Raw genomic sequence first — 21,403 nt, 5'->3', positions numbered from 1 at the left:
CAAGGTCAAACCCAAAACCTTTCGATTCTTAACACACTTTAACTTAAACTTTTCCTGAGAACCAGGGGCTTTTAGGTTTCTTGCTGAATGAAATCTTTACACATCTTTTGGCTTTTTTATAAACGTTTACTCATACCCGTTTGGGGAGTATGTCTTTTGATTGGTGGTACTTCCGGAGAAATGGCTGGTCAAACTTTAGCCTCCTCTATTATTCCCATTGGGGCCTTATTCCATTATTTCGTTTACGTGCTTAGGTATCCTGAAGAGTACTATTTCTTCTACAACCTGGGCTGGAGCAAACAAAAGCTATGGGTTTTTACCCTTTGTTTTCATGCCATTATCTGTCTCCTAATTACTACCTTATGAGTTGCCTTCACATTGATAGCGTTCAAAAATCTTTTGGTCACAAGGTGATTCTGAGTGATATTTTTCTGCAATGTCATAAAGGAGAAATTGTGGGTTTACTTGGTAGAAATGGATGTGGAAAATCCACCTTACTAAAAATCATTTTCGGCTCTCTTCACACTGATAATCGCTTTGTCAAAATTGATACTGAAGTCCATACCGGCATAGGTTCTCAGAAAGGTCAACTCGTTTATTTACCACAGCATTCTTTTCTACCACAGACTTCAAGAATAAAGGATTTAGCTCAGATATTGCTTGGCAAAGAAGGCTTGGAGAGGTTCAGAGAACTAACCGATGGTATTTTTAATCTTGAATCACCTGTAAGGCAACTATCAACCGGAGAAAGGAGAATTGCGGAAATTCTTATTTTAAGCCTCTCCCCTGCCAAATATGCCTTATTAGATGAGCCTTTTAATGGTTTGGCACCTTTACAGAAAGAGTTGATTGGTAGAATTCTCAAAGAAGAATGTAGCCATAAGGGCTTTATCATCACCGATCACGACTACCGAAACATTCTGGACATTAGTCAACGCCTGGTTTTCTTAAAGGATGGTCGCCTTTCGTCTATTACAGCCGATGAGCTTCAGGATTATGGTTACTTGCCATAACTTCAAAAAACACTTGCTATTTCCTAAAACTTTTTAACTGGTCAGACTGGCTGAAGTTTACCGTTGCGGCCAATTAGGATAGTTATTTACATCGTTTTAGAAAGAAAGGAGAACGGTTGGTACATGCGGCGTGGCGGCGTTTAGCCGACATGAACGTCATGTACATTGTTCTCGGTTCGTTTTTCAATTTACAATAGTTCCAAGTACACCTTCTCCTGTATTTCCATCGATTAAACCTTGTTCTTTACCAGCTTTAATGTCTTTCCATTTATGTTCCACCAGATTATCTGGAAGATTTAATATTTTCTTCATCCTTTTTGGGTTAATCTCTGTTTCGAAGTAAATAAAATTTCCTTTTAAACTTGACCAAGCTGGACCGATGAAATAAAGTTTTCCAGTTCCCTTTATATATTTGACAACTTTTTGCAGAGCTTTTGATTTTAATATTTCTTCAAAATTTGTTCTATACTCAATAAGGTTCATATACTCAAATCTTCCATGAGTTGGGAAAATTAGTTTTGCTATTTCAAAATGTAATTCCCCATGATTTTCAATTAATTGATTCTGATGTTTAAGTTCAGATATTTTCTGAACTACTTCATCAAGTTTCTCCCTTTCAGTTTTATATGTTGTCGACCTTTTAATTCCATCGATAATTTCATTCTTGAAATCAAAGAGAGGCTTGTTTAATACAAAGTATCTATCCAAGTCTTCATTTATCTTTTGAAATTCAGGAGACCATCTTCCTTCTAAGAATTCTGTAGCTTTATTGTATGCTAATTTATATCTAAAACTCTTATAATCCCATACTATAGATTTGGTTTCTTCAAAGTTAAAAGTATTTGAATTTAGAACTGATTTAGCCCTTTTGACCAGTTCATTCTTGTATTCTTCATGATTCATTTTATTTCTTATTAATGACCGAGAACGGTCTGGCGATATGCTTCGTACCTATGACGGAGGAAATAGGTATGATGTCATATCGCCTGTTATCGGTCTTTTATTTTTTCTTTTAATTCATCAATATTCTCAATATCTCTTATTTCGAGATACTTATAAAAATTCTCTTTATCAATGCTGTATTTTGCCGAACCACCCATTTCTGATAACAGTTTAACTAAACCTTCATCTGTTTTGAATTCATCATACCATTTTATTATCCTTATTTCAATAAACTTTATTATTTGCTCGAATAATGAATGTGATATTTGATATATATTTATGTTTCTATTGAAGATGTATTCTTTGTATTTGAATTTATCAGTTGGATGTTGAATAATCTCCCCATCTATTTTTTCAACAATCTTTGAAGCGTTTTTGAATTTTGAGGGTAGCGATTTCGATAATGGTGTAATTACTCCAGTTAGCAAACCTTTAAATTTTGAATTTGTCTTATCCGTTTTAGCAAGTTGTATTGAATAAAGGTTGGAGTTAATTTCTAGATTTACGTAACCACCGGCATAATTACTTGCACTTGAATTGAATCGTATTTCAAGTTTATATTGATTGTCTTTCAATGTGATTTTCGGAGTCGATTTTGAGTATTTAAAATTCTTAGTTTCGAAGTAATTTCCGATTTCATCACAGACTGCTTGAAAGATTTCCTTTGGTGGAGTCTCTTCAGTTTGATTATTCAGTATACTATTGTTTTTCCAGGTTTTCATTTTAATTACCGATAACGAGCGGATTAATGCATCCCCTTTTTTGACAAAATTGTGCATATGCATATATCCGACTTTCATGTTCTAAGTTAGTATTTGATTTTAAGACCGTATTCAAATTATCCGCACTTTCTAAACAGTTCTGGATAAGAATAAAAGCAGACCTGACAGCGTGGATTATACAGGTCTGACCTCCGCGAGATCTGACTCGGTTCTTCCGACAGCCCTGAACAGGCTTTTCCTATAGAAAACCTTTCATAATCTGATCGTTAGCAACACTATTGAGATGCATTTCAAAAAACTGCTCTCCTATTCTGCCTTTCTATTTTTGATGTTTTTTTCAGCTTAAAAGTCGGCCGTAGAAAATAGCGAATGGCACACCATTTCGGAAACATTTTATCAAACAGGCAAATAAACGCTAAATACTGAGCCCTGATCAGGTATTCCTTCGGCGGTGACGGTTCCCTTGTGGTTTTGGGCTACTTTTTTGACAATGGCCAGCCCAATTCCTGTTCCTTCGAAATCTGATTTGGAATGTAACCTCCTGAAGAACTCAAAAATCTTCTCTTTGTGATCATCATTGAAACCTATGCCATTATCGACCAAGGTTATTTTGTGATATTGCACCTCCGGCTCTAAACCTATTTCAGTATCACCGCATAGAACCTCCGCTGATACTCTGATCTCCGGTGTATTCTTATTGTACTTTAATGAATTCTCGATCAGGTTAGAAAATAATTGAGTCAACTGGCCCTGGTCGCCTTTGACGGTAGGTAATTCCTGAAAGATGAAATTGGCATCAGTCCCTTTTATCACTGATTCAAATGATTGAAGAATGCTCTCAAAAACCTTCTCTAAAGATACCGTTGTATACCTTTCAAGATCATTTTGCAGCGTAGCAAAATCCAAAACGTCCTGCACCAGAGTATGGGCTCTTTCGGCACTGGTATTGATCTTATTTAAAATGGTAGACTGTTTCTCGGTAAGCATGGTGTCATTTCTCAAGATATCACTGTACATCTTGATTTTCCTTACAGGCTCTTTAAGGTCATGACTGGCGATGTAAACCATCTGTTCCAACTCATCATTGAGATTCTGTAGCTCCTCTTTTTGCCTTCTGAGTTGAATATTTTTTTCAAAAATTTCTCCCTCAAGAAACCGTTTATTCTCTTCAGAAACCTTCATCAATTCTTTACTGGCTCGCCTTAGTTCCAGAAGCTTTTCTACCTGAGAAGAGAGCATTTTCAGGGCATTTAATTGAGACTCATCCAGCGAATTTGGCTTTTGATCAATCACACAAAGTGTACCCAAAGACTGCTCTTTTATCCTGATCGGAATACCGGCATAAAACCGAATGTCTGGATTGCCCGTTACCAAAGGATTCTTTACAAAACGCTCGTCTTCCAAAGCATTGGGTACGATCAAAACGTCATTATCTTGTATGGCATGTGAGCAGAAAGCAATCTCCCTTGGTGTACTTGTTAGCTCAGTACCCACTTTCGCTTTAAACCATTGCTCTTCTTCTCCTACCAGCGTTACCAGAGCCACCGGCGTTTTGCAGATAAAAGAGGCCAATTCAGCAATATCATTATACTCTTTCTCTTCCTCCGAATGCAGAATATTTAGCTCATGAAGGGTTTTCAGACGAAACTCTTCATTGGCAGGCTTTTGGGGTTTTATCATGTTGGGCTACTCCTAAATCTTTTACAAGTATATGAACTATCTCACGATTGACATAAAAACTCAAATTCATATGCTTATCGAACACTTAAACAGAGACAGGTCTGTATGGTTTTAAGAAACATCATTCCTTACTTTGGTACACAAGACTCAACCAACCTTATACATGATCAGGCACTCTCTCCTTCTGGCACTTTCTTTCCTTATTTTTGGCTGTACTGAAAAGCCCTCACAGGATCTCTTCCCTGACGGCACGCCCATTTCAGCGTGGTTTAAGGATTACACCAAAAGAAATTCTGAAGAGCTAGGTCAAACTTACCTGGTCACCGATTATGGCGTTCTGAAAGACAGCACATTACTCCAAACAGAGGCTATTCAGGCGGTAATCGACTCCGCTTCCGCCGATGGTGGTGGAGTGATAGTATTCCCGGAAGGAGTCTATTTATCCGGAGCCTTATTCTTTAAACCGGGCACTCACCTCATGGTAACTAAAGATGCCAAACTTAAAGGTTCTGACCAGATAGAGCATTACCCTTTATTGCCGTCCAGAATTGAAGGGCAAAACCTGGATTACTATTCTGCTTTAGTCAATGCCTACGGTGTAGATGGATTTACCATTTTAGGAGAAGGTACAATTGACGGTAACGGTTTAGCCTATTGGAAAGCCTTTTGGCAACGCCGGGAAGAAAACCCTCAATGTACAAACCTGGAAGTCTCCAGACCGCGACTGGTATTTATCAAAGACTCTAAAGATGTTCAGGTTCAGGATGTATCGCTTCAAAACTCCGGTTTCTGGAGCAGTCATTATTACCGCTGTGAGCGTGTCAAAGTTCTGGATGTAAGTATCACCTCACCACATGAACCCATCAAGGCTCCAAGTACAGATGCCATTGACTTGGATGTATGTTCAGATGTACTTATCAAAGGCTGTTATATGGCCGTAAACGATGATGCCATTGCCTTAAAAGGCGGTAAAGGACCGTATGCAGACGAAGACCCTAATAATGGAGAAAATACCAATATTATCATTGAGGATTGTGAGTTTGGCTTTTGTCACTCTGCACTGACCTGTGGTAGCGAATCCATCCATAATAAGAATATCATTTTCAGGAATATTGAGGTCAATAATGCTGTACGTATTCTCTGGTTAAAAATGCGACCGGACACCCCACAGCATTATGAATACATTACAGTAGATAATGTCAATGGAAACAGCAGAAGCCTACTTTATATAAAACCCTGGACCCAGTTTTTTGATCTCAAAGGCCGCCCAGATGTCCCGATTTCCTACTCTGACCATATCACGCTGAAGAATATGAATATCAAATGTCAAACCTGGTATGACATGAAAATCACCGAAAACGATCGTCTCTCTGATTTTACTTTTGAGAACCTGAACATTGAGTCTGAAAATATCGAATTTGATGCCTCCATCATTGACGGGCTTCAGATTAAAAATGTAATGGTCAATGGAGAAGAAATTGAGGCTCCACTCTAACCGTACAGAAAATCTGACCATTGGTCAAAGCAGCAACACCGACTGTTAGAATAGCATATGAGCAAGCTGGCAGAACTCTACTTTTGATGTGAAACAATATCAAAAGTAAACACCATGAAAACTAAAGCTATTCTACTTCTTTCGGTACTCCTGACAAATCTGGCTATGGCTCAGGATAAAGAAGGTTCAGAAGATCATCCTTTGATCCCGAGATTTGGGCAAAGTAGAATTTACGACTACGAAAAAGTAAGTTTTGACAGGTATAATTTAGCCACGGGCAAAACAACAGATTATACCCAGCTGAGTAGTAAAAAAACAATAGAAGGCGAAATCACTAAAATCTACTACACCATTTCTACGTCTGACGCCACCACTTTTGAGATCTATCGAAATTACATGAATGCCCTCAAGGCCAAAAATGCGGAGATTCTCTTTGAATGCATGGATAACTCCTGCGGCAAATATTTTCTGGATGCCCTGAGTAAAGACGCTTCCTTTTTAATTCCTGCTTATTATGGAGAGAAGTTTGGCTATATCGCCGGTAAATTCAGTAAAGATGGAAAAACGTATTTCGTAACGGTTTTTGCCGGTTATGGCCTTGGAGAACAAGGGTATGAAATCCATGTCATAGAAACAGAGGATATGGAACAAAAAATTGACCTTGACGGCATAGAAGCAGCTCTTAATGAGGAAGGAAAAGTCTCTCTTTATGGTATCCTTTTCGAGACGGGCTCGGCCACTTTAAAGTCCGAATCTTATACCGAAATTGCCCTGGTAGCAGACTATCTCAAGAGAAACCCAACAGAAAAAGTGTACGTGGTAGGTCATACAGATAACACCGGAGGCTTTGACAGCAATATGAGCTTATCAGAGAAAAGAGCCCAGTCTGTACTGGAAGCATTGCAAAGCAAACACGGTATTCAAAGCAGCAGATTAAAAGCGGCCGGAGTAGGTCCTGTGGCCCCTGTTTCTACCAATAGCACCGAAGAAGGAAGAACCAAAAACAGACGGGTAGAACTGGTAAGAAACTCTTCAAATTAACACCTAAAACTATTAAAACGGTCGAAATTAGGGGTCTGTCAGTAGAATAGAAACCGAGTGTTTCAATTCCGCTGGTATCTTTGCTTTCACTAAAAGTACAGCATTGAAAAGACCCCTGATTTTATTTTTAATTCTATTCCTATTTCAAATAGCCAAAGCACAAGAACCTGCGGCTCATAAAGAATCTCATACTCCGCCGATTCCGGTGGAGCTATTTGTAGGCGACAGGGCCATTAATATTTTGGCTGTAACTACTAAACCTTTCAAAGAAGGAGGTAAATGGGGTTACTTTAATTTCACGAATTATACCGGAGATTTTAAGAACACTGGAGAGCATAATGAGTTTGCCTCGCAATCACTCCTGACGTATAAATTAACCAAACATCTGTCTGCCACCGCAGGCTTCCTGATCAATCATGTGACGGGCTTTAGAAAACAGATAGGTTTGCAGTATTCCTATGCCAGTAAAACCTGGTTGGTAGTGCTGGTGCCGGTCCTGGATTTAGCCGATGGAAATAATTTAGAGATGATGGATTTGGTAGAATACAAACCTCAGCTTAATGACAAACTGAGCCTATACACCAGGTTACAAGGGCTAATTATTTATAATCCTACAGATAAACATCATGCTAGAAGTTACCTGACAGCAAGATTGGGCCTGGGTATTAAAAACTATCAATTGGGACTCGGCCATACTACCGATTGGTACGGTGAAAACCACTTTGTAAAGCATAATACCGGTATTTTCGCCAGAGTGCTTCTTGAACATTAGGTTCTGGTTAACCATGCTGGTCGTCAGAATCTAGTTCCAAATGCCTTTAGAACTCCTTCTTATCAAAACACCCTTTTCCCGTGAAGGATGTTTTGATAATTTACAGACCTATAGCAATTCTAATGCATTTACAGACGAAACTTCAACAGCAAAACACCTACGATGCCATCGTTATAGGTTCAGGAATTAGCGGCGGAATGGCCGCCAAAGAATTGTGCGAAAAAGGTCTCAAAACTCTGGTTCTGGAAAGAGGCCGCAATGTCAAACATATCGAGGACTATCCTACCTCAATGTCAAACCCATGGGATTTTGATCACCGTGGTAAAATGCCTCTTGAAGACAAAAAGGAAAACCCGATAGTGAACAAGTGTTATGCTTATGAAAAAGCCACTGAACACTTTTTTGTCAAAGATAAAGAGCACCCATACATTCAAGAAAAGCCTTTTGACTGGATTCGAGGGTATCAGGTTGGGGGCAAATCACTAATCTGGGCCAGACAGACCCAAAGATGGAGTGATTTTGAGTTTGAGGGACCGGCCAGGGATGGTTTTGCTGTAGACTGGCCCATACGTTATAAAGACCTGGCTCCATGGTATAGCCATGTAGAGCGTTTTGCTGGTATCAGTGGTAATAAAGATGGGATCGACTCTCTGCCAGATGGTGAATTCCTAAAACCCTGGGAACTTAATTGCCTTGAAAAACACATTCAGAAAAGTGTAAAAGAGACTTATGCAGACCGTAAGGTGATTATAGGCAGATGTGCTCATCTCACTGACCCTCAAGAGCATCACCTGGCTTCAGGCAGATCTGCTTGTCAGGCAAGACACTTATGCTACAGAGGCTGTCCATATGGTGCCTATTTTTCCTCAAATTCATCAAGTTTACCAACGGCTATGGCTACTGGCAATCTAACGTTAAGACCAGACGCAGTAGTTACCGAGATTATCTATGATGATCAGAAGGGAAAAGCAACCGGCGTCAGAATTATTGATAGAATTTCAAAAGAGGAATTTGTTTACCACGCTCGAATAATTTTTGTGAACGCCGCATGTTTAAATACCAATTTGCTGTTACTCAATTCCAAAAGTAGTCGTTTTCCGAATGGTCTGGGAAATGATAATGGGCTTTTGGGTAAATACATTGCTTTTCACCAGTACCGAGGTCAGGGCTTGGCATCTTTCGATGGTTTTGAAGATCAATATTACTTTGGCCGCAGACCTACTTCAGCTTTTATACCGTCTTTCAGAAACCTACGAAAACAAGAGATGGATTTTCAACGGGGCTATATGGTGGCATTCTCTGCTTCAAGGTCAAAAGGTGTACAAAGCCCAGAAAGTTTTGGTGCTTCATTAAAGGAAAGTGCAGGTGAAGTGGGCCCCTGGCATGTATTTATTCAAATGCAAGGGGAGACCATCCCGAAGGAAAGTAATCATGTAAGACTAAGCGATGAGAAAAAAGATGACTGGGGAGTGCCTCAGCTAATTACAAGTATAGCTTATGATGAGAACGACAATAAAATGATGCGAGATTTTCAGGAGCAGGCTTCTGAGATGCTGACCAATGCAGGATGCCACAGCATCAATATGTACGATTCTAAACAAAACCCTGGAGTAGATATACATGAAATGGGCGGTGTACGAATGGGCCGAGACTCCAAAACCTCATTACTCAACGAATGGAACCAGCTTCATAGTTGTAAAAATGTATTTGTTACCGACGGAGCCTGTATGACATCCGTCGGTAATCAAAATCCCTCCTTAACTTTTATGGCTCTAACCGCCAGAGCTATTGATTACGCCACTAAAAGTATGAACAAAGCTGATCTTTAATTAATATACTTCGATCTCACTGACAAAAAGCCAGGCCGGAGAACCTGCTCCTGAGTGGTCGGCAGGCAACTCACCGAAGTTCTCTGCTTCTACCTTAATATATCTTGCTTTCTTGCCGTCAAGCTTCAGCATGCTGTTGCCTACGCCGTTTGGTGTTTCACCTTCATTATCAAATCGATAAACCGGGAGGCTTTCAAAATTCTCACCGTCTGTAGAAAGACTGATTTTCATGCTTAATGGATAATACACCCATGCTCCCGGAGAGTGTAAGAAAGAAACCCCAATTTTATTGATCTCCGTTTCCTCCTCTAGATCGAGGGTCACATTTAAATCTTCACCATTTAGACCAATCCAGGTAGCAAACTCCCTTTGATTCCCAAGAATACCGTCTGTTAAGGCATTCTCTGTAGTTCCTTTAAACTTGGTAGGCTTATTATTTAGCTCGTAGCTTTTGCCACTGGCTTTACTTACAATCACATTTCTGGAGAAAGTATTACCATATTTCTGGTTATCGGCATCAAAAAGAGCTGCTTTTACCTCTACGGTTTCTGTTAAAAACAAACCAGTTTCAGCATTGTATTTCGGAGATTCTCCTGTAGGCTCCGAACCATCAAGCGTATATCTGATGGTTGGGTTTTCCTCAATATTCTCTAACCATAGTTCAAAGCCCCCATCTTTATAAACACTCAATTCTGATTCAATATTATATATGGCCCTGGAATAGTTGACATGTCTGTAATTCAATTTCCCAAAATGAGCTACAACTCTTTTGACAAACTCATCGTAATCTTTGGAACCTTTAGCAGACCAGCCGGTCTCTGCTACTGCCAAAACTCTCGGGAAAAGCATATATTCTGCTTTTTTAGGGGTTTTGATATACTCGGTCCAGAGATTAGCCTGAACACCCAAAATATACTCTTCCTCTTCTGGTGTGATTTCCTCCGCGAAAGGTTCGTAAGAGTATACTTTTTCTAAAGGAAGAAAGCCGCCAATAGCCAAGGGCTCTGTGGCCGGATCTCCCTGGTAATAATCTAAATAATGAAAAGAGTTTGGCGACATGATCACGTCATGCTTCTGACGAGCTGCCTCTACCCCACCTTCTGTTCCTCTCCAGCTCATCACAGTAGCATTGGGCGACAGACCACCTTCCAGAATTTCATCCCAGCCGATAAGCTTTCTGCCTTTCGAGGTCAAAAACTTATCTATTCTGCCGATGAAATAGCTTTGAAGACCATGCTCATCCTTAAGGTTTTCTTTTTTGATCAATTCCTGACAAAACTCAGAAGCCTCCCAGGTGTCTTTAGGGCACTCATCACCACCAATATGGATATACTCAGAAGGGAATAAGGCCATCACTTCTGTTAAGACGTCCTCCAAGAATGTAAAGGTTTTTTCGTAAGGACAATACACATCTGTAGCCACTCCCCATTTGGTTCTTACTTCGTATGGCCCACCGGTACAACCCAACTCCGGATATGCCGTAAGGGCAGCTACCGCATGACCCGGCATTTCTATTTCTGGAATAACGTTGATGTACTTTGAAGTAGCGTAAGCCACTACTTCTTTGACTTCTTCCTGAGTGTAGAATCCACCGTATGGTGTGCCGTCATATCTGCCTTCACCGTAATGACCGGCCATGGTTTCTTTACGGTAAGCACCTACCTCGGTTAGTTTCGGGTATTTTTTGATTTCAATTCTCCAACCCTGATCCTCTGTAAGGTGCCAGTGAAACTGGTTAATTTTATACATGGCCAGTAGGTCTATGAATTTCTTGATAAAGCTAACGGGCATCATATGTCTACCCACGTCAAGCATAATTCCACGATAGCCAAATCTTGGTTGATCCTTGATCTCCACCACAGGAAGGCTCATTTTAAAACCATAGACGGCCTCTGAGCTATAGATCTGATCCTGAAAAAGCTGAAGCAAAGTCTGATAGGCGTAGAACATACCTCTGTCGGTCCCAGCTGTAAGAGTTGCATTTTCGGTAGTAACGCTAATGGCGTAAGCGTCACCCTCTAAGCTTTTATCGAGCTTAAGAAGTATGTAGTTTGACGAGGCGTTTCTCAATACCTCGGGATTTAAATGCGTAGTAGAAGCCAGGCGTAATCGTAGCATTTCTGCTATGGCCGATACCCCTTCAGAAGCCGATTGATTGATAATGGAAGTAGAAGAATTCAAACTGAATTTTCCCTCTCCATTGACCATTGAAACCGGTTTTGGAATAATGTTTTGTGCCGTAAGGCTGAAACTAAACAGCAATAAGGCGAATAGCTTTATGATCTTCATAGGATGGTTTGATAGAATTAAGGTTCACCAAATCTATGAAATGAATTCCTGAGTCAAATCTATTTTTAAATTTTTTTAATAATTGATTCGACCTACGCCTAACTTTTTGCCGACGAAAAGATTACTTGTAGGTATAGAGCTCCACTCGCTGTGTCTGGAAACTTCCTGTAGGGATGCTCACATGCCTACCCTGATGGGTTTGGTCACCGTTAAGGTGTCTTTTGACCACCCAGTTTTGAGCCGCATCAAAACTTCCCTCATCCACCTTCAATAAGCCGACATTTAAGTTTTTATCAGCGACATGCTCAAAAGTTACCACCACTCCCGTACCGGAAACAAAGAACTCGTTTGGAGCAGTTTGAATAATAATGGCTCCGCCAAGAGGCCAATCGTTGGTTCTGGCACCTGGTGTCCAGCTTAATGTATAGTCGTTTTTGCAGTGCAAAAGATAATCTCCCATTCTCAATTTAGTGCCCGGGATGGCTTTGCTAAGCAAAACTCCATCCAGCTGAGAAGTTCCGTTTTTTTGATGAATCAAATGACTGATATTCTCCACCAAAGTATAAGCCTTCCCTAAGTCTTCTTCTTCAGGTGTATCTTTTTTCTCAATATGAAAAGGCGAAAACCCTAAGCCTTGATAATGACCAAATAAGTAAAGAGCCTTGGCCGCAACAGTTTCATCAAAACCATGCTCAGGCACAAAAAGCGGGTTGTGCTGGCGAGCGTACAAATCACACCAATGCTTGAAATCAGGATTATAAAAGTCGGGAGATAGGAAGTCAATTGCAGTTCCTCCAGCTTTCCAAACATCCATCAGGTGCGGAAGTGGACCCGCACTCGGATACTCGCCAGGTTCTCTCCCAGTTCTATTAAGAGCGGCATTGACGTACATTGGCAAATCATAAACCGCCTTACCAGCCGCAGTGATATCATTGGTAAAAACAGAATAGTAATACGCCATAAAAGACTCATCAGTATACACATTCGCCCCGAAAATTTCTTCCCAATTGCCCCAGGTTTTAGCACCATTGGCCTTCCATACAGAAGCAAACTCGGGCACCAAAACCTCTTGATTTTTCTTCAAATATTCCGTTAGGCCTTTGGGTACATTTTTCTCGAAAGCTTTTTGTGCCAATGCCTGATGGTCTCGGGCAGATGGCAGCATGCCTATTTCATTTTCTACCTGTACCATGATGACCGTGTTCTCCTCTTCATCAATACGCTTGATGAATTCCATCAAAGCCACAAAAGCTTTTTTATCGGCTTCCAGAACTTCTTGTGAAAAAGGACTTAAAATCTCCTGACTCTGCCCTCTGTCATCCTTTACTCTGGGGAAACGTTCCTGATCTAATTTGACCCAAGAGGGAGCGTGGCTGCTCATACTATTTTTCCAGCTACCAAACCATAATGGAACCACCTTGAGATCATGTTGTCTCGCTTCAAGAATCAGATCGTTCACCAATTTAAAGTCAAATTCTCCTTCTTTTGGCTCTATCAACTCCCAGTAAATAGGAATAAGCACCGTATTCAGGTTCATTGCTGTCAATTTCTCCCAGACCGGCTTCATATTCTCAATTGTACTGGCAGTAGAGTTTCCTAATTCACCACCTCGAATTAAAAAAGGTTGACCATCTACCATCAGCTGAGTAGTATTTCCGGTAGTTTTCAAATAAGGTTTTTGAGCTAAAACGTGTACAGACAAGCATAGTGTAAGAAGGAATACGAGATTTTTCACAAGGGTTGTTTTAATAAGTGTCAAATATACACATTTAGTCAATTTGACATAATCTTGCGTCGCTTTACTTCAAACTCATGTTAGCTAGAAACTTTAGTTAGAGTACTGAGATTGGAATAGATGGAAATCTAAATTCTGGGAATGAGATCTAATTAGCAATCGTATTTAAAATTAGTTAGTACAGCTATATACTCTGCTTCTGTAGCCAGAAGTAAATATTAAGAATGATTCAACTTTCTAATCATTATAATCATTGATTTTATCGAAAGGAAGGTATAACTCCTGAATATCTATTTACTATTTTCGTAAATTCAATGAATAAATAATTTACAATTAATGTAAATTATTCGTAAATTTAAATATGAAAATCACTGAACGTAAAACTGGTGTTAGCCACAAGATTAAGGTTACTCCAGTCTCTGATGATGATTTTTCAAAAATCACTGAAGAACGGTATTGGTTTAAGTGGAAAGAAGAAAAAGGTTACAATGTTTTTAAGCTTCAGATTATTGGAAAAGACGATATTCTGGGTTTGATCTCACTAGAAATTATAAATAAAGAATCACGCATTGAAATTCGGCTCTTAGCTGTATCAAAGGAAAACAGAGGTTCCCAAAAAGCATTCGAAGAAATCGCAGGGAATTTAATAGCATTTGCAGGGATTGAATCGATCAGGGTGTTTGGAGAATTGGCTTGCATTTCATTAATACCTAAAACCGAGTTAATTGATCATTATAAACAGGAATATGGCATGTTAGAAGCTGGCAAAAGCTTGTTTCTGGATGGAAAAGAGTTAATAGCACTAATAAACAAATACGATAATGACTAAGAAAAGTGGAGCATCGGACTTTAAGTATTTGATTGATTCCAGAAATCTATCTGAGAAAGAGAAACGAAACGTGAGTGACGCTCTTACGAATGCCCGTGAAAAACGTTTTTTGGAGCGAGGAGAAAATGAGAAAAAAGCGGCCAGATTATTACAGCTTAAATATCAAATGGAAGCGTATTTGACGAGTTCAGAAGTAGTACCAGAACCTCAGTTTCCTAAGTATTTAGGCATCTATATTGACATCTTATATCGAAAAAGAAAAAACTTTGCCGCTGATTTAAGTGTGACACCCGTTTTACTTAGCCATGTCTTAAATGGACACCGAGAGCCTCAGGAGTCATTTCTTCAACGGCTAATTGTACACACCTCAAGTTCTTATAAATCGATAGGTGATTTTGATCTTGAATTATGGCCTAAGGTCTATTATCAAGACAAAATTCATAAATTCTTTATCTCAAAACCTAAGTGGGAAAAGACTGAGAAGAAATTTGTCACTGGTAAAGAACTTGATTTGGCGGGGTGAGATTCAGAATATAGAGAGTTATCTTGAAAAGTTGGAGAATTTGACAAAAATCCTCCTCGATAACCATAAATCAGCAAGACTTAATGCTTATCCTAGGAGGAAAATATCTCAAAAAGACTAAATAAATAAAATAGGATGAATTAGTAAGACTCTTTTTATTCATGATACTAGACCCTGAGTGAGTCCACCAATATAAATGTGATTTGATATAGAAAAATCATACAATAAATGCCGTAATCAGTCATAAAGGTTACGGTTCTTTTAAACCATAATGGCATTTTCATTCCTTCATTTCTTTCTGACAATTGCTCAGCTAGTAGCTCCAACTGTTTATCACTACCAATTTTTAGAATAACCAGTGAAGAACTAAAAACAAGAAACCTGTAAAAGTACTTAATGGATAAAGCTGGCCAATTATCAGGAGCGGCCAGATGAAATATCATTCCAACAATTCCGATTAGAGCCAAGTAAAAAATATTTCGACCTCTTTCCTTTCGAACAAGAATCCTATGTAATTCGAAATTGATAAAGCCGAATAATACAATGTAAATCAGTTTGAGAATTAATGGCATTATATTTCAATTGATCATTTAAAGGAGCTAATACTATCTTGTTCCAATCAACTCACGCCACCCTTCATACCCTTTCAAAACCAAGTCATTACTTGAATCCGGCAGAGCCTGAGTCGTTCTTGAAGCATTCAATTCTTTCAATTGCTCAATGCTTTCATACACTCCATTTTTCAGACCTGAAAGGTAAGCAGCTCCCAAAGCCGATACATCAGGATTAGATTGTTGGTTGAGTGGAACACCTAGCAAATCAACCAGAAACTGCATGACGAATTTGTTTTTACTCAGACCGCCATTGATAGAGATGCTTTTAAGATCAGTGCCCATATCTTCACGCATGGCTTCCATCACATCTTTGATCTGGTAAGGAATACTCTCCAAGGCTGCCCTAACAATATGGTTTTTGGTAGTACCAAAGGTCATACCTTCAATAGAGGCCCGGCGGTTCATCTGCCAATGAGGTGCTCCCAGTCCACTAAAGGCAGGAATCAGATAGACGCCGGCATTATCCTCCACTTCCAGAGCCATGGCTTCCGTTTCTTGTACATCTTTGAAAAGTGCCAGTTCATTTTTTATCCATTCTATGGTGGATCCGCAGGCTACAATGGCCCCTTCCAGGGCGTAATCTACCCGGTCTTCAGTACTCCAGGCTACTGTTGCTAATAATCCTTTTTCGGAGTCTATAGGTTTTGAACCGGTATTCATCATGATGGAGCTACCCGTTCCCATAGTCACTTTTGCCATGCCAGCCTCAAAGCAGCCTTCACCAAAAGTAGCAGCGTGAGAGTCTCCTATGAGAGCCGTTATAGGTATTTGATAAGTCGCGAATTTCGCAGATGTACCAACGCTGATTTTCGCAGATCTGCGTTCATCCGCGTTTCCATGGGAATCAGCTTTATCTGCGTCCCATTGAAAATTAATAACCCCGAAATCGGAAGAAGAAGGACAGACTTCTGGTAAATTCAATTTCTCAAGTCCCCAAAGCTTTAAAATTTCCTGATCCCATTGAAGGGTATGAATGTTTAGAAGTAATGTTCTGTGGGCATTGGTATAGTCGGTTTTGAATTCTTTTCCATCTGTGAGTTTGTAAAGCAACCAACAATCTATCGTACCAAAGTACACCTCACCTGCATCTAATTTAGCTTTTAAAGAAACATCATTTTCAAGAAGCCAAAGGAGTTTGGTGGCTGAGAAATAGGGGTCAATGATGAGGCCCGTGTTCTTTTTAATTAAATCGTTATGACCTTCTTCTATCAATCGTTGACAAATACCTACTGAACGTTTACATGCCCAAACCACGGCCGGAGCCAATGGTTTTCCATCTGCATCCCACAGTACAAAAGTCTCTCTTTGATTACTGACTCCAGCAGATGATATGTCTTTCAAAGACAAGCCTTCCTTACTGAATTTTGAAAGACAGTCTGCCATAGAATCTAGCACATTTTGATAAATGCCTTCGGGGTCTTGCTCCACAAATCCATTGTCAAAATAATCGGTATGCAAATCAGCATGACCCTTTGCCACGGCATTGCCCTGTTCGTCAAAAATGACTGTTTTGGTACTACTGGTACCTTGATCTATGGCTAAAACGTATTTCATTTTTAAATCGATTAATGGGACGCAGATTCCGCAGATGCTTTGGGCAACTCAAATTCACACAGATCTACTTTTACCTGCATTCTAAATCGGGGTATAAAGTGGTTTTATTTATTGCCTTTACTTTTTCTATCAATAATCACCGCCAGGAGAATCACTCCACCCTTAACTACCTGCTGCCAGAATGGAGAAACATCAAGCAGGACCAATCCATTATTTAATACTCCGATGATAGCTGCACCAATCACTGTACCGGTCACCGTTCCTACTCCTCCACTTAGAGAAGTTCCACCGATAACGACTGCGGCGATTGAGTCTAACTCATAACTCACACCGGCATTTGGTTGGGCAGAATTTAATCGAGAAGTAACCAATACCCCACCAATGGCGGCCATGGTTCCGGCTAAACCGTATACCCAAAGTTTTACTCTATTGACATTAATCCCTGATAAAAATGCTGCCTTTTCGTTTCCGCCGATGGCATAGATATATCTCCCGAAAGTGGTCTTCTTGGTCACAAATACCATCACCAAAACCACCACAAGTGAAATCCATACGGGTACAGGAATACCCAGCAACCAACCGGAACCAATAAACTCAAAACCAGAACCGAGGTTAGAGATGGGGATTCCTTTGGTGTAAAGCATGGTGGCCCCTCGGGCTATCGTCAGCATCGCCAGTGTAGCTACGAACGGCGGAATACTGAATTTGGTGATAACAAAGCCGTTAAAGAGCCCCATGAGAATTCCGACCAGCAGGGCCACCAGAACACCTCCCAAAACCGTGAATCCGACAAACAAATCAAATGATTGGAACTCCAGTCCGCTTTTCAATAAACCTGCACAAACAGCCGAGCTAAACGCCAGAACAGAGCCCACCGAGAGGTCGATACCCGCCATCAAGACCACGAGCGTCATACCTACTGATATGCAGACATTGACAGAAATCTGCCGTAACACATTCCACAGGTTTGTGGTAGTCATGAATTTATCTGACAGTATGCTAATCACCAGGCAAAGTGCAAACAGAGCCAGCAGTGATTGAGATTTTTTGAGTAATTCTTTGTTCAACTTTCTATTCCATTTAAACTATGACTTCATCTTACCTTTTCTGCGAATTATGGCTCGCAGATAACACGGATACCTTCGGCAACGCTGATTAACACAGATGGCTTTATCAGCTAAATCGCTTTCTTTAATAACATTTCTTCATTGACTTCCCCTGCTTTAAATTCTGCTGTGATCTTCCCTTCGGCCATCACCAGAACTCGATCTGAAAGAGCCAGTATCTCAGGTATCTCAGAGGAAACCAATAAAATGCTTTTGCCGCTTTCTGCCAGTTTATTGATAAGATCGTAAATCTCACTTTTGGCGTTTATGTCAATGCCTCGTGTGGGTTCATCTAGCATGAGCACTTCCGGCAGAGTATCGAGCCATTTAGCCAATACTACTTTTTGTTGATTTCCACCGCTGAGGTTTACTGCCAACTGGCACTCTGAAGGCGTCTTTATGCGTAATTCTTCAATGTAGGTTTTGGCTTTTTCAGCTTCTTTTTTCGCATTGAGCAATGAGCCCGACAGCAAGGTGGTCAATCCTATGTTCGCAGAAAGGTCCATCCCAAGCACCAAACCTTCACTTTTGCGGTCTTCTGTAAGGAATGCTATTCCGAGACTTTTAGCTTCCTTAGGTGAATTGATTTTCACCGGTGATCCATTAACAGTTAACTGCCCTTGTACCTTACCATTATTAAGTCCAAAAATGCTTTCAAGCAGCTCTGTTCGCCCTGCTCCCATTAATCCAAAAATCCCGAGAATTTCGCCTTTGCGAAGTTCCAGACTTACATCAGTCAACAGATTTCTGGTTTTGAGTGTAGGATGCGGAAGGTTCAGGTTTTGAATTTTCAAGGCTACCTCTTCAGAAGTTTTAGCCATCGCTTTAGGCGGTATTTGCACTTCCCTTCCCACCATCATACTGATCAGATTCGCTTCGGTGGTCTCACTCATTTCTCCGGCACCAACGGTCTGGCCGTCACGCAGCACCGTGTAGGTATCGGCTATCCGGAAAAGCTCATCCATCTTATGCGATATATAAACTATGGCTTTACCTTCCGCTTTTAATCTGGCAATGATTTCATGCAGTCGGTCGATTTCCTTATCGGTTAGAGCTGATGTGGGCTCATCCATTAGTAAAACATGCGTTTCAATAAGCAATGCTTTGGCGATTTCAACCAGCTGCTGCTCTCCTACTTTGAGATTTTCAACTCGCGTTTTGGGTGAAACCTTCAAATTCACCTGATCTAAAAGCTCTTTAGACCGCGTTTCCATGGCTGCATCATCTAATACACCGAAAGCATTCCTGAGCTCATTCCCGAGAAATATATTCTCTGCAATACTCAAAGATGGAATAAGATTTAACTCCTGATGAATGATACCCACTCCAGCCAACTGAGCCGCCTTCACAGACTCAAAAGTCACTTTTTCTCCATCCAGTAAGATATCTCCCTCATAATCCTGGTATACACCGGTCAATACCTTTAGCAGAGTAGACTTTCCCGCTCCATTTTCACCCAGAATGGCATTGACTTTACCTGCATAAAAGGTGAAATTCACATTCTGCAGGGCTTTTACACCAGGGAAGGATTTTGATATGTTTTTTGCTTGGAGCATTATTTAGGCAATAGGTTTTAGGCAACAGGCATTAGGGTTTACTAATCTGAATAGGTAATATTCTTATAGGTAAATCTTCATTTTTACTGAGTTTGATAGCTCCGGTAATAGAGAGCAAATCTCCCTGCTTCACCTCATTCAAATCCTCTGGAATAGCCTTTTCCCGAATGACGGAATTTAAGGCTTCTGATAGGGCATTGAATTCAGCGTTAGTTTTGAAATCAGTGAGTTCTACCAGTTTTGAAGCATCTCTAATGGCGTTGCCAAAGATAAATTTGGTATCAATAGGCCATACTTTCCCCGATTCATCCCTCACCTTTAATTGGCCTTCGGTTAAATCTGAAACAGTTCCCTCCAGACTTACCATAAAATAGGCCGAGTTACCTATGCCCAATCGGTTTCCGTAGCTTTCGTACGCTATGTTTGGGTCTGATTTTACTTCTGCTAAAAGTTGATCTAAAGTAATAGGAGTTTCCGCCTTCAAAATACCTTCAGAGTACAATGAATCAGCATAAGCAGTGAAGTCATAACCTTCAGTTTTCTTGTCTCCTCGCTCACTTAGCTTTTCAAAATAGACCGAATTGTAGCCTAAAACTGCAAGTAATAATATCAAAAGGGCATATTTCATATTCTTCATTTAAAGTACGCAGATAACACAGATGGCTTAGCCAAGGCAGATTTACTCAGATCCGCGTTTGAAAATCAGCGTCATCTGCATCTTGATTCCATCACTTCAAAAACCGCTTAGCATTCTCTTTCACCACCAATTCAACCTCCACCGGAACTCTTTGTGGGAAATCTCTTTTGCCTTTGAAATATTCATCTGCATAGCGAGCGGCGTATTCGGCCATTACCAAAGGGTGCTGCATGCCTGTGGCTACAATTTTACCTTCATTTATTTTCTCCACCACTTCATCGGCACCGTCAAAACCAAAAACCTTTACCCGATCTGCCTTCCCGGCTGCCTGCAGAGCCTGGTACGCACCTAAAGCCATGGCATCGTTACCACAAAAAACAGCTTCGATATCCGGATTAGCCTGCATGATGGTTTCCAAAACTTCCATTGCTTTGTTTCGGTCAAAATCTCCACTTTGCTGTGCTACCATTTCCAAATCAGGAAACTTGTCAACTACGGAGTGAAAACCGCCGGAACGAGCCCAGGTATTATTATCACCTACTAGTCCAATGATCTCGACATATTTACCTTTTCCATCGAGAGCTTTGACAAACTCAATCCCTATTTCCACACAACCGCTGTAATTATCAGACAGGATTTGGGCAGTAGCAGCGTCATTGGCATTCACTTCTCTATCCATACAAAACACCGGCACTCCGGCCTCTTTTGCTCTTCTGATATTGGAAATTGAGCCATCCGCATCTGTAGGATTGAACAGAATCGCATCATAACCTGAGGAAATCAAGTTCTCAAAATTGTCGGACTCCACGGCAGGATTATTCTGACTATCGAAAATCTTGGCCTCGTAACCTAACTTTTGTGCATTCTCCGCTGCAGCTTCTGCCAGAACCACAAACCAAGGATTATTCAAGGTTGAGATTACCACCGCTACTTTGGGCTTTTCATCGTCGGAAGTCTTTCCGCAAGCAAAAGCCACAAATGCCAGAAATATGAATATCCCGATAGTTTTCGGAAGATGAATGATGTTTTTTTTCATATTGATTTCAAAAGGGTTTGGTACAAGATT

18 protein-coding genes are annotated in these 21,403 nt (G+C 40.4%); 8 read left to right on the top strand and 10 right to left on the bottom strand.

The annotated features are described in order from the left end of the window. The first annotated feature begins 87 nt into the window (after nucleotides 1–87). Together ACUXV0_RS15450 and ACUXV0_RS15445 are read left to right on the top strand one after the other, a co-directional pair. Nucleotides 88–366 (top strand): hypothetical protein, encoded by a 279-nt coding sequence (locus ACUXV0_RS15450; protein ID WP_446190472.1) that lies wholly within the window; start codon nucleotides 88–90, stop codon nucleotides 364–366. After that, nucleotides 363–1,013 carry an ATP-binding cassette domain-containing protein gene (locus tag ACUXV0_RS15445; RefSeq protein WP_446190471.1) on the top strand — a complete coding sequence of 217 codons (651 nt, stop codon included), beginning with the start codon at nucleotides 363–365 and terminating at the stop codon, nucleotides 1,011–1,013. The genes ACUXV0_RS15450 and ACUXV0_RS15445 overlap by 4 nt, the downstream gene beginning before the upstream one ends. A gap of 183 nt (nucleotides 1,014–1,196) precedes the next feature. Here the strand turns inward: ACUXV0_RS15445 and ACUXV0_RS15440 are convergent, their stop codons facing one another. The 3 genes from ACUXV0_RS15440 to ACUXV0_RS15430 all read right to left on the bottom strand — a co-directional run bounded on the left by ACUXV0_RS15440 (nucleotide 1,197) and on the right by ACUXV0_RS15430 (nucleotide 4,357). Further along, nucleotides 1,197–1,916 (bottom strand): hypothetical protein, encoded by a 720-nt coding sequence (locus tag ACUXV0_RS15440; protein ID WP_446190470.1) that lies wholly within the window; start codon nucleotides 1,914–1,916, stop codon nucleotides 1,197–1,199. An 86-nt stretch (nucleotides 1,917–2,002) separates the two neighbouring features. Next, nucleotides 2,003–2,755 carry a hypothetical protein gene (locus tag ACUXV0_RS15435; RefSeq protein WP_446190469.1) on the bottom strand — a complete coding sequence of 251 codons (753 nt, stop codon included), beginning with the start codon at nucleotides 2,753–2,755 and terminating at the stop codon, nucleotides 2,003–2,005. Between the two features lie 318 nt (nucleotides 2,756–3,073). Continuing rightward, entirely contained in the window at nucleotides 3,074–4,357 is a 1,284-nt protein-coding gene (locus ACUXV0_RS15430; protein ID WP_446190468.1) for a GAF domain-containing sensor histidine kinase, read from the bottom strand. Nucleotides 4,358–4,520: 163 nt separating this feature from the next. Here ACUXV0_RS15430 and ACUXV0_RS15425 point away from each other — a divergent pair, with 163 nt between their 5' ends. From ACUXV0_RS15425 to ACUXV0_RS15410, 4 genes are all read left to right on the top strand, one after another. Next, entirely contained in the window at nucleotides 4,521–5,852 is a 1,332-nt protein-coding gene (locus ACUXV0_RS15425; RefSeq protein ID WP_446190467.1) for a rhamnogalacturonidase, read from the top strand. Between the two features lie 114 nt (nucleotides 5,853–5,966). Further along, on the top strand, nucleotides 5,967–6,893 hold the full coding sequence (locus tag ACUXV0_RS15420; RefSeq protein WP_446190466.1) for an OmpA family protein: 927 nt from the start codon (nucleotides 5,967–5,969) through the stop codon (nucleotides 6,891–6,893). Between the two features lie 103 nt (nucleotides 6,894–6,996). Next, nucleotides 6,997–7,665, top strand: coding sequence for a hypothetical protein (locus ACUXV0_RS15415; protein WP_446190465.1), 669 nt, complete (start codon nucleotides 6,997–6,999; stop codon nucleotides 7,663–7,665). 122 nt (nucleotides 7,666–7,787) lie between these two features. Beyond that, nucleotides 7,788–9,494, top strand: a complete 1,707-nt coding sequence (locus ACUXV0_RS15410; RefSeq protein ID WP_446190464.1) for a GMC oxidoreductase — start codon at nucleotides 7,788–7,790, stop codon at nucleotides 9,492–9,494. Here ACUXV0_RS15410 and ACUXV0_RS15405 read toward each other — a convergent pair whose 3' ends face one another. Together ACUXV0_RS15405 and ACUXV0_RS15400 are read right to left on the bottom strand one after the other, a co-directional pair. Further along, on the bottom strand, nucleotides 9,495–11,783 hold the full coding sequence (locus ACUXV0_RS15405; RefSeq protein ID WP_446190463.1) for a glycoside hydrolase family 20 protein: 2,289 nt from the start codon (nucleotides 11,781–11,783) through the stop codon (nucleotides 9,495–9,497). Nucleotides 11,784–11,904: 121 nt separating this feature from the next. Then, nucleotides 11,905–13,518: a GH35 family beta-galactosidase gene (locus ACUXV0_RS15400; protein ID WP_446190462.1), complete on the bottom strand. Its 1,614-nt coding sequence runs from the start codon at nucleotides 13,516–13,518 to the stop codon at nucleotides 11,905–11,907. A 361-nt stretch (nucleotides 13,519–13,879) separates the two neighbouring features. Here ACUXV0_RS15400 and ACUXV0_RS15395 point away from each other — a divergent pair, with 361 nt between their 5' ends. Beyond that, nucleotides 13,880–14,347, top strand: a complete 468-nt coding sequence (locus tag ACUXV0_RS15395; RefSeq protein ID WP_446190461.1) for an N-acetyltransferase — start codon at nucleotides 13,880–13,882, stop codon at nucleotides 14,345–14,347. Further along, nucleotides 14,340–14,870, top strand: coding sequence for a hypothetical protein (locus tag ACUXV0_RS15390; protein WP_446190460.1), 531 nt, complete (start codon nucleotides 14,340–14,342; stop codon nucleotides 14,868–14,870). Before ACUXV0_RS15395 ends, ACUXV0_RS15390 begins: the two co-directional genes overlap by 8 nt. A 605-nt stretch (nucleotides 14,871–15,475) precedes the next feature. Here ACUXV0_RS15390 and ACUXV0_RS15385 read toward each other — a convergent pair. From ACUXV0_RS15385 to ACUXV0_RS15365, 5 genes are all read right to left on the bottom strand, one after another. Then, nucleotides 15,476–17,038 (bottom strand): FGGY family carbohydrate kinase, encoded by a 1,563-nt coding sequence (locus ACUXV0_RS15385; protein WP_446190459.1) that lies wholly within the window; start codon nucleotides 17,036–17,038, stop codon nucleotides 15,476–15,478. A gap of 104 nt (nucleotides 17,039–17,142) precedes the next feature. Beyond that, the gene (locus ACUXV0_RS15380) at nucleotides 17,143–18,105 is read right to left on the bottom strand and encodes an ABC transporter permease (RefSeq protein ID WP_446190458.1); all 963 of its coding nucleotides are present in this window, start codon (nucleotides 18,103–18,105) and stop codon (nucleotides 17,143–17,145) included. A gap of 110 nt (nucleotides 18,106–18,215) precedes the next feature. Continuing rightward, complete coding sequence (locus ACUXV0_RS15375; protein ID WP_446190457.1) at nucleotides 18,216–19,700, bottom strand: sugar ABC transporter ATP-binding protein; 1,485 nt, start codon at nucleotides 19,698–19,700, stop codon at nucleotides 18,216–18,218. Between the two features lie 31 nt (nucleotides 19,701–19,731). Further along, nucleotides 19,732–20,337 (bottom strand): DUF2291 family protein, encoded by a 606-nt coding sequence (locus tag ACUXV0_RS15370; protein WP_446190456.1) that lies wholly within the window; start codon nucleotides 20,335–20,337, stop codon nucleotides 19,732–19,734. Nucleotides 20,338–20,428: 91 nt separating this feature from the next. After that, complete coding sequence (locus tag ACUXV0_RS15365; RefSeq protein ID WP_446190455.1) at nucleotides 20,429–21,373, bottom strand: substrate-binding domain-containing protein; 945 nt, start codon at nucleotides 21,371–21,373, stop codon at nucleotides 20,429–20,431. Nucleotides 21,374–21,403: the final 30 nt, after the last annotated feature.

Source organism: Jiulongibacter sp. NS-SX5, from assembly GCF_052828545.1.
Note: the sequence above shows the minus strand (reverse complement) of the source record. Positions and strands in the feature narration are given on the sequence as shown.

Excerpts from the sequence above, each read along its gene's own strand:
- ACUXV0_RS15450 (WP_446190472.1), top strand. The coding sequence starts at position 88 with ATGAAATCTTTACACATCTTTTGGCTTTTTTATAAACGTTTACTCATA.
- ACUXV0_RS15445 (WP_446190471.1), top strand. The coding sequence starts at position 363 with ATGAGTTGCCTTCACATTGATAGCGTTCAAAAATCTTTTGGTCACAAG.
- ACUXV0_RS15440 (WP_446190470.1), bottom strand. The coding sequence starts at position 1,916 with ATGAATCATGAAGAATACAAGAATGAACTGGTCAAAAGGGCTAAATCA.
- ACUXV0_RS15435 (WP_446190469.1), bottom strand. The coding sequence starts at position 2,755 with ATGAAAGTCGGATATATGCATATGCACAATTTTGTCAAAAAAGGGGAT.
- ACUXV0_RS15430 (WP_446190468.1), bottom strand. The coding sequence starts at position 4,357 with ATGATAAAACCCCAAAAGCCTGCCAATGAAGAGTTTCGTCTGAAAACC.
- ACUXV0_RS15425 (WP_446190467.1), top strand. The coding sequence starts at position 4,521 with ATGATCAGGCACTCTCTCCTTCTGGCACTTTCTTTCCTTATTTTTGGC.
- ACUXV0_RS15420 (WP_446190466.1), top strand. The coding sequence starts at position 5,967 with ATGAAAACTAAAGCTATTCTACTTCTTTCGGTACTCCTGACAAATCTG.
- ACUXV0_RS15410 (WP_446190464.1), top strand. The coding sequence starts at position 7,788 with ATGCATTTACAGACGAAACTTCAACAGCAAAACACCTACGATGCCATC.
- ACUXV0_RS15405 (WP_446190463.1), bottom strand. The coding sequence starts at position 11,783 with ATGAAGATCATAAAGCTATTCGCCTTATTGCTGTTTAGTTTCAGCCTT.
- ACUXV0_RS15395 (WP_446190461.1), top strand. The coding sequence starts at position 13,880 with ATGAAAATCACTGAACGTAAAACTGGTGTTAGCCACAAGATTAAGGTT.
- ACUXV0_RS15390 (WP_446190460.1), top strand. The coding sequence starts at position 14,340 with ATGACTAAGAAAAGTGGAGCATCGGACTTTAAGTATTTGATTGATTCC.
- ACUXV0_RS15385 (WP_446190459.1), bottom strand. The coding sequence starts at position 17,038 with ATGAAATACGTTTTAGCCATAGATCAAGGTACCAGTAGTACCAAAACA.
- ACUXV0_RS15375 (WP_446190457.1), bottom strand. The coding sequence starts at position 19,700 with ATGCTCCAAGCAAAAAACATATCAAAATCCTTCCCTGGTGTAAAAGCC.
- ACUXV0_RS15370 (WP_446190456.1), bottom strand. The coding sequence starts at position 20,337 with ATGAAGAATATGAAATATGCCCTTTTGATATTATTACTTGCAGTTTTA.
- ACUXV0_RS15365 (WP_446190455.1), bottom strand. The coding sequence starts at position 21,373 with ATGAAAAAAAACATCATTCATCTTCCGAAAACTATCGGGATATTCATA.